This window comes from Rhizobium sp. BG4 (assembly GCF_016864575.1).
Classification (GTDB): Bacteria; Pseudomonadota; Alphaproteobacteria; order Rhizobiales; family Rhizobiaceae; genus Rhizobium.
On the sequence record NZ_CP044126.1, the window covers coordinates 1,276,588 to 1,288,831 of the forward strand.

Annotated in this window: 8 protein-coding genes and 1 pseudogene; 8 read left to right on the forward strand and 1 reads right to left on the reverse strand. The window is 61.1% G+C overall.

The window, feature by feature from the left end:
• Positions 1-3: 3 nt before the first annotated feature.
• Positions 4-2,834, reverse strand: a pseudogene (locus tag F2982_RS26070) (insulinase family protein).
• Positions 2,835-3,141: 307 nt separating this feature from the next.
• Between F2982_RS26070 and F2982_RS26075 the strand changes: the two are divergent.
• From F2982_RS26075 to F2982_RS26110, 8 genes are all read left to right on the forward strand, one after another.
• A complete protein-coding gene (locus F2982_RS26075) occupies positions 3,142-4,662 on the forward strand; it encodes an alpha-N-arabinofuranosidase (RefSeq protein WP_203430420.1) in 1,521 nt (506 codons plus the stop codon).
• A 62-nt stretch (positions 4,663-4,724) separates the two neighbouring features.
• Positions 4,725-5,810, forward strand: a complete 1,086-nt coding sequence (ugpC, locus tag F2982_RS26080) for a sn-glycerol-3-phosphate ABC transporter ATP-binding protein UgpC (RefSeq protein ID WP_203430421.1) — start codon at positions 4,725-4,727, stop codon at positions 5,808-5,810.
• 136 nt (positions 5,811-5,946) lie between these two features.
• Positions 5,947-7,215 carry an ABC transporter substrate-binding protein gene (locus F2982_RS26085; protein ID WP_112718632.1) on the forward strand — a complete coding sequence of 423 codons (1,269 nt, stop codon included), beginning with the start codon at positions 5,947-5,949 and terminating at the stop codon, positions 7,213-7,215.
• Positions 7,216-7,315: 100 nt separating this feature from the next.
• The gene (locus tag F2982_RS26090) at positions 7,316-8,149 is read left to right on the forward strand and encodes a sugar ABC transporter permease (protein ID WP_203431186.1); all 834 of its coding nucleotides are present in this window, start codon (positions 7,316-7,318) and stop codon (positions 8,147-8,149) included.
• Between the two features lies 1 nt (position 8,150).
• Positions 8,151-8,975, forward strand: coding sequence for a carbohydrate ABC transporter permease (locus tag F2982_RS26095; RefSeq protein ID WP_112718630.1), 825 nt, complete (start codon positions 8,151-8,153; stop codon positions 8,973-8,975).
• A gap of 169 nt (positions 8,976-9,144) precedes the next feature.
• Positions 9,145-10,068 (forward strand): transcriptional regulator, encoded by a 924-nt coding sequence (locus tag F2982_RS26100; RefSeq protein WP_130280809.1) that lies wholly within the window; start codon positions 9,145-9,147, stop codon positions 10,066-10,068.
• A gap of 229 nt (positions 10,069-10,297) precedes the next feature.
• The gene (locus F2982_RS26105; RefSeq protein ID WP_162708730.1) at positions 10,298-10,978 is read left to right on the forward strand and encodes a TetR/AcrR family transcriptional regulator; all 681 of its coding nucleotides are present in this window, start codon (positions 10,298-10,300) and stop codon (positions 10,976-10,978) included.
• An 83-nt stretch (positions 10,979-11,061) separates the two neighbouring features.
• Positions 11,062-12,198: a M14-type cytosolic carboxypeptidase gene (locus F2982_RS26110; RefSeq protein WP_203430422.1), complete on the forward strand. Its 1,137-nt coding sequence runs from the start codon at positions 11,062-11,064 to the stop codon at positions 12,196-12,198.
• Positions 12,199-12,244: the final 46 nt, after the last annotated feature.

The following is a 12,244-nucleotide window of genomic DNA, read 5'->3' on the forward strand; positions in this document are numbered from 1 at the left end:
CGGCTATTGGCCGGCCGCTGGCAGCACCTCGAACTTCCAGAATTTCTCCGGCTTGAGATAGTCGTTGGCGAAGGCGCGGACGTCCTTGGCCGTGATCGTGTCGTAGCCGGTAAGATTGGCGCGCACGCGATCGAGACCACGCGGATCTGTCTGCGCGTTCTGCAGATACTCGATCCAGTATTCGTTGCTCTGCTGGCGATGCTTCAGGGTTTCGATGATCGGCGCCCGGGCCCGGGCGAGCTCGTCATCCGAAATGTCCTTTGCCTTCAGGTCGGCCGAGACCTGATCGACGAGCTCGAAGAAGCGGGGCAGCTTCGCCGGCGTGGTATCGACATAGATGTAGGCATAGCCGTAGCCCGGAATGTCCTTGGAGAGGTCGACATCCGCCTGGACGCTGTAGCTCGCGCCCTCGGCGATGCGGAACTGGTCGATCAGCCGGTTCTGGATGACCTGCGAGGTCAGATTGGCGGTGAAGGACCGCGGCAGATCGGAGAGCATGTCGCCGACAGGCGCAGCGACGATCGCCGCGGCATTATCCGGCCGTCCCGTATGTGTGCCGATCGCAGGTGCCGCCTGGGCCGCCGGGAAGCTCGCCGTCTCGTCATGCGGAGCGCTGTCGGCGCGGGCGGGTAGGGCACCGAATGTCCGCGCTGTCAGGGCGATTGCTTCATCGGCCGTGATGTCGCCGACGACGGTCAGGCTGATCGGCCCTGTCGTGACCGCCGGCTTGAAGAGTTTTTCGAATTCGCCCGGCTGCGAGGAGGCCAGCTCGGCTCGTTCCGGGAAGGTCCAGCGTGGATCGCCGCCGTGCACCAATCCGGCAAAGTCGCGGCTGATGACGCCGCCGGGCGTTGCGGCATATTGGTTGAGCCCGTTCAGATAGGCCTGCTTGACGCGGTCGAAGACCTCCGGCCGGTATGCCGGGTCAGACGTATAGGCGGTCATCAGCTGCAACTGGATCGGTAGGTCCCTGGTCCGCGTCTGGCCGTTGAACCGGAACGCACCGTCCTCCACCGAGAAGTCGATGTTGAACATGTTGGCAGCCAGCACCCGCTGAATATCGGGGTAATCCATGGCTTTCACGCCCGATAGAACGACTGCGGGCGACGCCCAGAGCACGGATGCCTGATCCTTCGGCAGGCTGTTGCGGCCATAGCCGATATCCTCGCGCACCAGAACCTCGTCGGCTCTCAGCTTGGTGGGCTTGACGGTCAGGCGCACGCCATTGGCAAAGCGCACCATCGTCAGGCCGAGATCGCTGACCTCACGGCGCTCGGCAACCGTGCCGGGCGTGCCGAAATCGGTATAGGGCCAGACGAGGTTTGCAGCGGTTTCGGGGGCGGCGACCGTCACCGCACGGGAGGCCTCGTAGGCTTTCTTGATCTCATCGGTACCGCCCTTCGGCGGCTCCGCCGTCATCAGCACGACCTGTGGGCCGTTGCCGGAAAAGGTGGTGGGCAGGGCGTCGTTGACTTCCTTGGCGCTGATATCCTTCGTCATCTTTTCGAAGAGCGCGAGATCGTCGGCCGGAGAAGTAAAGACCTGGTCGCTATCGACAGTGTAGGCGAGCGAAGAGGCGAGATCGGTGCTCGTACGCGTCGCCGCACCCGAGGCCGCTGATTGCAGGTAGGCGCGATATTCGGTGACCTCGCGGTCGAGCTCCTGCTGCGATACGCCGAATTGCAGGAGACGGCGCTGCTCCTGTTCGATGCTGCTTAGGGCAACCTGCCACTTTTCCGGATCGCTGTTTGCGGTGATCATCACCGCGTGGGCAGATTCCAGAATGTCCTGCGAGCCGGCATTGGCGCCGGTAAAGGGCGCGTTGGGCTTGCTGGCGATCGTCGAGAAGCGCCGCCGCAGCACCGAAAGACCAAGGTCTTCCACCATCTGCTGGCGCCGTTTGGCATAGGTGTCCGGGGCGGCATCAAAGGGACGCGTCCAGACGATCTGGGCGCTCGTCATGCCGCTCGGGATGGTCAGGAGATCGACGCTTTCCGTCTTCGGCTTCAGGGCGCCGAGATCAAGTGCAGGTGCTGGAGCACCGTGAGCCTGCCAGTCGCCGAAACGCTTGCGGATATCGGCCTCCAGCGCGGCTGGATCGACGTCGCCGACGACCATCAAGGCCGCCCGGTCCGGACGGTAATTGGCGTTGTAGTAGTCGCGGACGCGATCGACCGGTGCCGTCTTGATGATATCGACCTTGCCGATCGGCGAGCGCGAAGCGGCGCGCTGTCCCTCAAGAAGGATGTTGGTGATGCCGATCGCCGCCCGGTATTGCGGGGTGTCGCGCAGCCGTTCTTCCGACAGGATCACCCGCGCTCGCGATCGAAGGCGCCGGCATCGAGCGTCAGTTCGCTGGCGGTTTCCCGCATCAGCATCAGACCGGTCGAGAGAGTGTCGCTGTCGACCTCCGGCAGATCGAGCGAGTAGACCGTTTCGTCATAGGCGGTATTGGCGTTGGTATCGGGGCCGAAGGCCAGTCCCTTGCGCTGCAGGATGCGAATCATCTCGCCTTCGGGAACATGGGCGGAGCCCTTGAAAGCCATATGCTCGAGAAAATGCGCCAGCCCCTGCTGGTCGTCGCTTTCGTCGAGCGAACCCGAACCGATGCGGAAGCGTATAGCCGCCTGCCCGGGCGGCGTGGCGTTGTGCATGATCGCATAGCGCATGCCGTTCGGCAGAACCCCGAAGCGCACATCCGGGTCTGCGGGAATGTCGCTCTGCGTCTGCGGCCACTGGTGGGAGGGCTGTTCCGCAAGAACCGGAGTGCTCGAGACCGCGATGGTGCCGAGGGCGACTGCTGCGATGAGGCGCAAACAGTTGAGGTGACGCATCTGGATCTGGTTCTGCCATTGATGGAACGGTGTCAGGCGGGAAACCTCGCATAGCCCTTGGCGCGCAGCAATATGCGCCATTCGAAATGGATAAAGCTTGGTAACGAAAGTCTCAATTTAAGCGATACCGAAGACGTTGCTTTGCAACCGATTTCGTGCGGCAGTTGACCGGCCGAAATGGAGCCGCAGATCGCTTTAGAACGTAAACTAAAACTGATTTTTTGATATAAAACAAAAAGCTTGATTTAAAAAATCTCCCAGAATAGCGTGGCAAAAAATCAAATTCAATAAACGAGGAACACCAAGCATGCGGGCTAAAGCCATCCTGAACCGGGAATTCACGATTTCGAACGTCGACAAGCGCGTCTATGGCTCATTTCTCGAGCACATGGGCCGTGCCGTCTACACCGGTATTTATGAGCCGGGTCACGAAAAGGCTGATAAGGACGGCTTCCGTACCGATGTTCTTGATATGGTGCGCGACCTCGATATGCCGATCGTGCGTTATCCGGGCGGCAATTTCGTTTCGGCCTATCACTGGGAAGACGGCATCGGCCCGCGCGACCAGCGCCCGACCCGCCTCGATCTGGCCTGGCGCACCCGCGAAACCAACCAGATGGGCGTCAACGAATTCGCCGACTGGTCGAAGCTTGCCAAGACCGAGATGATGCTGGCGATGAACCTCGGCTCGCGCGGCCTGAACGACGCCCGCAATTTCCTCGAATATTGCAATCATCCGGGCGGTACCTACTGGAGCGATCTGCGCGCCAAGCACGGCTACAAGGATCCGCACAATGTCCGCATCTGGTGCCTCGGCAACGAGATCGACGGTCCCTGGCAGGTCGGCCACAAGACGGCGGCCGAATATGGCCATCTCGCCAACGAAGTGTCCAAGGCCTTCAAATATTTCGACAAGACGCTCGAAACCGTGGTCTGCGGCTCGTCCAACGACAAGATGAAGTCCTATCCCGAATGGGAAGCGACCGTTCTCGAGGCGAGCTATGACAGCGTCGACTACATCTCGCTGCACAAATATTTCGGCAACGAGGAAAACGACACGCTGAACTACTACGCCAAGGCGATCGAGCTCGACCGCTACATCGTCACCATCGGCGGCGTCATCGATTACATCAAGGCGAAGAAGCGCTCGAAGCGCGACGTGAAGATCTGCTTCGACGAATGGAACGTCTGGTATCACGACCGCAAGGAAGACGACCAGCGCTACAAGAACTGGGATTGGCCGGAAGCCCCGCCACTGCTCGAAGAGCTCTACAATCTCGAGGACGCGATCTTCGTGGCGTCGCTGATCAATGTCTTCATCCGCCGCTCCGACCGCGTCAAGATCGCCTGCATGGCGCAGCTCGTCAACGTCATCGCGCCGATCCTGACCAAGGCCGGCGGCCCGGCCTGGCGCCAGTCGATCTACTATCCGCTGCAGTTCGCTTCGAAATATGGCCGCGGCACCGCGCTCTCCGTCTCTGCGTCAGGTCCGACTTACGATTGTGAAGTGGCGCAGGACGTTCCCTATCTCGATCTGTCGGCGGTTCTGCAGGAAGACGGCAAGTCGATCGCGGTCTTCGCCATCAACCGCAGCCTCGACGAGGCGATGGATATCGACCTCGATCTCCAGGGCTTCAAGGGCGCGAAGATCCTCCAGCATCACACGATGGTCGGCGATGATCTGAAGGCGCGCAACTCGGTCGAAGACCAGAACCGTATCGTTCCCAAGGTGGGTTCCGGGCTGCAGATCACCGATGAGGGCAAGCTTACCGGCTCGCTGCCGGCGAAGTCCTACCACTTCATCCTGCTCTCTGTCGCTTCGGCGTGAACTGATGGCCACCGGGGCAGCGGAGGAGGCTGCCCCGATGGGAGTTCCAACTGGGAGGACATATGTCTGGGATCAAACTGACCGAGGTCAGCAAGTCGTTCGGAGCCTTCAAGGTCATCCACGGCGTCGATATCGAGATCAAGCAGGGCGAGTTCGCCGTCTTCGTCGGCCCGTCCGGCTGCGGAAAGTCGACGCTGCTGAGGATGATCGCCGGGCTCGAGGAAACGAGCGGCGGCCAGATCAGCATCGAGAACGAGGATGTGACGCATCGCGAGGCGTCGAAGCGCGGTGTGGCGATGGTCTTCCAGTCCTATGCGCTCTACCCGCATCTCTCGGTCTTCGAGAACATGGCCTTCAGCCTGTCGATCGCCAAGCGGCCGAAAGCGGAGATCCAGCAGAAGGTGAAGGCTGCGGCCGATATCCTGCGGTTGACCGACTATCTGCAGCACAAGCCAAGCCAGCTTTCCGGCGGCCAGCGCCAGCGCGTGGCGATCGGTCGGGCGATCGTGCGCGAGCCGCGCGTCTTCCTGTTCGACGAACCGCTCTCCAACCTGGATGCCGAACTGCGCGTGAAAATGCGCATGGAGATTGCCCGCCTGCACCGGCAGATCGGCGCCACCATGGTCTACGTCACCCATGACCAGGTCGAGGCGATGACGCTGGCCGACAAGATCGTCGTGCTGAAAGACGGCGTCGTCCAGCAGGTCGGCGCGCCGCTCGATCTCTACCGCGATCCGCAGAACATGTTCGTGGCCGGCTTCATCGGCTCGCCGGGCATGAATTTCCTGAATGGCAAGGTTGTCGCGGCAGGGCAGGGCTCGGCCCGCATCGAGCTCGACGATGTACCCGGCCAGGCCTTCGACCTGCCGACGCGGGCGCCGGTCGAAGCCGGCGCGCCTGTCCATGTCGGCGTTCGCCCTGAACATATCGGCCTTGGCGCCGGAGAGGGCGGCGTGACGCTGCCGGTGACGGCTGAATTCACGGAAGAACTCGGCGGCACTGGATATCTCCACGTGCTGACGGCAACCGGTGCGGAAATGACGGTCGAGTGCCGCGAGAGTAGGCCTCAGCCGAAGGAGAAGATCAGCCTCTCGCTGAGAGTGCCTGAAATGCTGGCTTTCGATGCCGAAGGCAGAAGGCTCAGCTGACGGATGGCCGCCGAGGGGATCGGCGGCCGGAGCATGAATGCAGAAATGTGATCCGCAAGCCTTGGAGGAGGCGCGCGGAAAGCGCCATCCCGCGACCCGGGTGACCCGTAACCCATGTTTAAGAGGAGGAACAAACGTGAGAAAGCTAGTTAAACTCGCCGTTTCGGCGGCCATTGCATTGCTGCCCTCGGCGGCCGCATTCGCGCAGACAGATGTGACCTGGTGGGACTTCCTGAGCGGCGGCGACGGCGTTCGCATGAAGGCGCTGATCAAGGAATTCAACGACACGCACCCCGATATCAAGATCAACGCCACGACGCTGGAATGGGGCGTGCCTTTCTATACCAAGGTGCAGACGGCGGCCGCCGTCGGCCAGCAGCCCGATATCATGACCTATCACATGTCGCGCTATCCGCTGGCCGTTCCGACCGGCATCCTGCGCCCCTTCAGCGATGAGGAACTGGCATCGGCCGGCATCAAGAAGGAAAACTATGTCGATGCGGCCTGGAAACAGGCGACCTTCGACAACAAGGTCTACGGCATCCCCTTCGACGTCCACTCGATCGTTCTCTACTACAACAAGAACATACTGAAGGAAGCCGGTCTCCTCGGCGACGACGGCCTGCCGAAGGGCCTCGACGGTCTCGACAATTTCAATGCCGCGCTCGAGAAGATCAAGGCAACCGGCAAGGTAGAATATCCGCTGTCGCTGCATACCGATGAAGGCGGCTCGATGTGGCGCGTTTTCTATACGCTGATCGCCCAGCAGGGCGCCAAGTTCATGGACGGCGACCAGATCCTTCCGGGGGATGCCGGCGTAAAGGCGCTGCAGACCATGGCGAACTGGGTTTCCACCGGCTACTCGCCGAAGCTGATTTCCTATGAAGCCTCCATCGCGCTCTTCACCTCCGGCAAGGCTGCGATGCACGTCAACGGCGTCTGGGAAGTGCCGACCATGGCTGACCTCGCCAAGAAGGGCGAACTCGGCTTCGAATGGGGCGCGATCGAAATCCCGAACCTGATGGGCACGCAGGCCACCTGGGCCGACTCCCACTCCTTCGCCGTGCCGAACAGCGAGAGCAAGCCGATCTCGCCCGAGAAGCTGAAGGCCGTGTTGCAGATCATCGCCTGGATGAACGAGCACAGCATCTCCTGGGCCAGCGCCGGTCACATCCCTGCCTACAAACCGGTGACCGACAGCCAGGAGTTCAAGGGCATGCAGCCGAACGCCACCTATGCGAAACTCGCCGATACCGCCGTCTTCGACCCGGTTTCCAAGCTCGCAGGCGTTGCCGGCCCGATCTACGAGGCAACCCAGAACTTCGTGGTTCCCGCCCTCAATGGCCAGCTCGATCCGGCCGACGCGATCGACCAGATGCGCGAAGAGCTGGAAAGCCAGAAGTAACGAGCGGCCGGCCGGGGGCTTCCCCGGCCAGCACTTCCGCCGTGGGAGATGATCTGTGGTCAATACCGAGAAGAGACGCAAGACGCTGACGGCGATCGCCATGATCGCACCGTTCCTGATCGCCTATGCGACCGTCTTTGCCTATCCAGTCTACAAGATGTTTGAGCTGAGCTTCACCGATGCGCCGCTGGTCGGCGAGGGTCAGTGGGTGGGCTTCGACAATTACGTGAAGCTCTTCCACCAGAAGCTCTTCTATACGTCTGCCTGGAATACCGGCTATTTCGTCGTGCTGACTGTCATCCCGAACACGCTTATCGGCCTCGGATTGGCATTGATGGTCGTGCGGCTCAAGGGCTGGGTGCAGAGCCTGGTGCTGGTGCTCTTCTTCATCCCCTATATCCTTCCCGTTTCCGTCGTCACGCAGATCTGGAAGTGGGTTCTCGACCAGCAGTTCGGCGTCGCGCAATTCGTCATCGAGGCAGCGACCGGCAAGCGCGTCAGCGTCTTTCGCGATCCAATCTGGGCCATGCCGATGGTGGCGCTGGTCACCGTCTGGTGGACCAACGGCTTCAACCTGCTGCTTTTCATCGCTGGCCTCCGCAACATTCCGAACGATTACTATGAGGCGGCGATGCTGGATGGCGCGACGCGCTGGCAGTGCTTCAAGCGCATCACCTGGCCGCTGATCTGGCCGGTCACGGCGCTGGTGCTGACGCTGCAGCTGATCCTGCAGCTGAAGATCCTCGACCAGGTCTACCTGCTGACCGAGGGCGGGCCATTCAATTCGACCTATGTGCTCCTGCAGCTCGTCTATCGCGAAGCCTTCCGCTCGAACCATGGCGGCACGGGCTCGGCGGTTGCGGTGATCCTGTTCATGATCATCGTCGTCGTGTCGGTCCTGCAGTACCAGCTGCTGCGTGTAAGGGAGCGCTGAGATGCCCGGCAAGACAATCGGTAATGCGCTGCTTCTCGTCCTGACCCTCCTGATCGCCTGCATGTGGGCCTTCCCGATCTATTGGGCGGTCATTACCTCGATCAAGCCGGAGCAGGAGGTCGTGGCAAAGACGACCTTCATCCCCGACGTCCTGAACTTCTCGGGCTACTATTACGCGCTGTTCGAGACCAAGCTCTCGACCTGGTACCTGAATTCGATTGTGACATCGGTGACGGTGACCATCGTCGTCATCCTGATCAGCGTCATGTGCGCCTATGCGCTGTCGCAGATCGTCTTTCCCGGCCGCAAGCTGCTTTACGGCATCATCCTGGCGAGCTTCATGGTGCCCTCGCAGGCGCTGGTGATTTCGCAGTTCGTGCTGATGCACAAGCTGAACCTGATCAACACCTGGGGCGGCATCATCCTGCCGCAGCTGATCGTCCCCGTCGTCGTCATCGTCTACAAGCAGTTCTTCGATTCCGTGCCGAAAGAGCTGCGCGAAGCCGCCAAGCTCGATGGCTGCGGCGAGTTCCAGATCCTCTTCAAGCTCTATCTGCCCCTGAACTGGGGGATCACGACGGCGCTGGCGATCATTACCTACATCATGGCGTGGAACGCCTTCCTCTGGCCGTTCCTCGTCACCAACTCCGACGACATGATGACGATCACGGTCGGCATCACGCAGACCCGTGATGCCTTCGGCGTCAAATATGCGCGCGACATGGCGGTCGCCATTCTGGCTGCGATGCCGGTGGCGGTTGCCTATCTGCTGTTCCAGAAGCGGGTGACGCAGGCGCTGATGCTGTCGTCCGGTATCAAGGGGTGACGTGCATGAGACTTTGCTTCCGGGCCGAGGTGAGAAGGCCCCTGCCGGTCCGCGAGAGTTCTCCCGAGGCGCGGACCGGCCCCTAGTAAAATTTGAGCAGCGACACAGTGCATGCGCCCGTGATATCAGCTGAAACCAACAAGAAAGACTGGAGAACCAGTATTATAATATGGAGACGAAGCTTCTAACCGTCGATCCGATGAGGGACGCCGATGTCGTCCAGGCACTCGGTTCTCCGACGCGCATCGAAATCCTCAACCTGCTGCGCCAGAAGGGGCCGCTGAATGTCAACGACATCGCGGCACAGATGGGCTTGCCGCAGTCGACGACGGCGACGAATTTGAAGTCGCTCGAGCAGGCGGGTCTCATCCAGACCCAGACGATGAAGGCGACGAAGGGAAACCAGAAGGTCTGCTCCAGCATTTATGACGAGATCCTGATCCGCTTCGACAGCAGTGGCACCAAGGCGAGCGAAGACGTCGTCACCGTCAGCATGCCGATCGGCCTCTTTACCGAGTTCGAGGTGGGCGCGCCCTGCGGCCTCTGTTCCGTCAACAATGTCATCGGTATGCTCGATGTGCAGGAGGTCTTCCTCGACCCGCAGCGCATGCAGGCGGCGCTTCTCTGGTTCACCCGCGGCTATGTGGAATACAAGTTCCCGAACAATGCCAAGGTTTCCGGCAAGAAGATCCGCAAGGTCGAGTTCTCCGCCGAGCTCAGCTCGGAAACGCCCGCGACAAATGCCAACTGGCCATCCGATATTTCGATTTGGATCAACGGCATCAAGGCCGGACACTGGACCTCGCCGGGCGATTTCGGCGACCGCCGCGGCATGTATTCGCCTGCCTGGTGGAAGCTTTCGGGTTCGCAATACGGCAAGCTGAAAACCTGGACGATCGACGAAACCGGCACCTGGATCGACGGCGCCATGGTCTCCACCCAGACCATCGCCTCGCTCGGCATCGCCGACCACCACTCGATCCGCTTCCGCATCGGTATCGACGAGAAGGCCGACAATCCCGGCGGCATGAACATCTTCGGCAAGGGTTTCGGCGATTTCGACCAGGACCTGTTGATGTCGATCTATTTCTGAGCCTGGGCATTCGCACATGCCCGCCGGAAGGCTGCCGCTAGACCCGGCCTGGCGGAGCTATGGCTCTCTCCGCCATCCTCATTCTAGCCTCTCGATTGAAGGAATGCGCGCTGTCGGCTTCGTTCGGCTGACCCGGTGATTTCCGGTTGTCCCGGCGGCCTTGAAAGTTCAACTTACATTCCGACTAGTATGTATTTACATTCCGACTGATATATATTTATATCGCCTCATGACCGATCAGCCCCGCCAAGTCAGACGTACCCAGGCAGACCGCAGCGCAGAGACGCGGGTCCAGCTGATCCGCGCCGCAACGACGCTGCTGCACAAGATCGGCTTCTCGGGATTGACGACCGCCAACGTCGCCAAGGAGGCGGGGCTGACGACCGGTGCGCTGCACCATCATTTCCCGACCAAGTTCGAACTGCTGTTCACCGTTTATGATCACCTCGCCGAACGGGTGCTCGACGACTTTACCAAGCAGAAGAACCTCGCAGCCCACGGGCGGCTGAATGTCGGCAAGCTGGTGCGCTATTTCTGGGGCGTCTACGGCGATCCGGAATATTGGGCGATCTGGGAAATCCTGATCGGCACGCGCGCCGAGGCCGAGGTGCGGCCAAGCACCGTTTCGGACCGCATGGAAGCGATCCGCGAAGTCCGCTACCGCTGGCTCGAAGAGCATGTCGACATGGGCAAGAACAAGAGGGAGATCTTCGAACTCCTGGAGTTCACGCTCATCGCCATCCGCGGCCTCAGCCTGGAGCGGCTGTTCCACAAGGAGGAGGCCTATTTCGAACGCCACCTCCAGACACTGACCTCCGTCATCTCGGCCCGCTACGAGGCCCTGACAAGCGAGGCCGGGATCACCTCGATCAGACCGGCGCCGCGCGAGAGGAACCGGTCGAAGACATGATGGGCTAACACCAGCATCCGGTCGCCCGCTTCGCAGAACAGGTCGGCCGGCAAGTCACGGCAACTGCGGAGTAGTGTTGAGCGATGAGTAAAATCAGCAGTAATTTCGATTCCGGGCGCATCAAGGTCATCGACGAAAGCGATTGGGCGGCGATGCGGCTGGCGATCCTTCCCGACCGCGAAGGATCCGACGAGTTCATGGGCTTCTATTTCGCCGCCACCGGCGCAAAGGGCAGGGACTGTCACTATACGCTGGAGGATGCCGGCAAGAGCCGCTGGTCGCGCGGCTTCAAGGACTACCGGATCGTCGCCTCCTATGACCGAAAGGACTGGTTCCGTATTCCCGCGACATTCGACGGCTCCTCATTGAAATGGAGCCACCGGCCGGAGCAGGACCGCGTCTCCTACGCCTATCATGCGCCCTATACCGAGACGGAACGCTTCTCGTTGATCGAACGCTGCGCGGCGAGCCCGCTGGCAAAGGTCGAAAGCCTCGGCAAGACGCTCGAGGGGCGCAGCATCGATCTCGTCACCGTTGGCAAGCCCGGCCCGGGCAAGAAATCCTGCTGGGTGCTGGCGCGCCAGCATCCCGGCGAGTCGATGACAGAGTTTGCCGCCGAGGCGCTTCTCGACCGGCTGATCGATGCCGCCGACCCCTTGTCGCAGTCGCTGCTTGAGCGCGCCGTCTTCTACGTGGTTCCGAACATGAACCCGGACGGCAGCATCAAAGGCTTCCATCGCTATAATGCCGGCTATGTCGATCTCAATCGTTCCTGGAGCACGACGACGGTCGAGGAAAGCCCGGAGACCTGGTTCGTGCGCGAGCGGATGCGCCAGACCGGCGTGCATTTCTGCTACGACATCCATGGCGACGAGAGCAATCATCATCCCTGGCCGGTACGGCCAGTCGGCGTGCCGTCCTGGTCGAACAAGCAGGCGACCCTCTTGAAGCGTTTCGAGGATGCCTTGCTCGTCGCCTCGCCGAACTACACGCCCGACCTGCCGAAGCCGAACTACGACCATGCGCTCGGCACTGATCCGCTCGCCATGGCGATCTCCTGGACGGCAGAAACCTTCGGCTGCGTCTCCTTCATCATCGAGCTGCCCTTCCTCGACGACATCTTCCATCCCGACGAGCGGAACGGCTGGTCGCCGCGGCGCTCGCGGCTGTTCGGGGCGGCTTCTCTGGAAGCGCTCGCGGCCGTCGTCGACGATCTCTGAGAGACTGCAGGCTCCGGGGCGGAGCCTGTCCGGCAACAAGCATAAA

Excerpts from the sequence above, each read along its gene's own strand:
- F2982_RS26075 (WP_203430420.1), top strand. The coding sequence starts at position 3,142 with ATGCGGGCTAAAGCCATCCTGAACCGGGAATTCACGATTTCGAACGTC.
- ugpC (WP_203430421.1), top strand. The coding sequence starts at position 4,725 with ATGTCTGGGATCAAACTGACCGAGGTCAGCAAGTCGTTCGGAGCCTTC.
- F2982_RS26090 (WP_203431186.1), top strand. The coding sequence starts at position 7,316 with ATGATCGCACCGTTCCTGATCGCCTATGCGACCGTCTTTGCCTATCCA.
- F2982_RS26095 (WP_112718630.1), top strand. The coding sequence starts at position 8,151 with ATGCCCGGCAAGACAATCGGTAATGCGCTGCTTCTCGTCCTGACCCTC.
- F2982_RS26100 (WP_130280809.1), top strand. The coding sequence starts at position 9,145 with ATGGAGACGAAGCTTCTAACCGTCGATCCGATGAGGGACGCCGATGTC.
- F2982_RS26105 (WP_162708730.1), top strand. The coding sequence starts at position 10,298 with ATGACCGATCAGCCCCGCCAAGTCAGACGTACCCAGGCAGACCGCAGC.
- F2982_RS26110 (WP_203430422.1), top strand. The coding sequence starts at position 11,062 with ATGAGTAAAATCAGCAGTAATTTCGATTCCGGGCGCATCAAGGTCATC.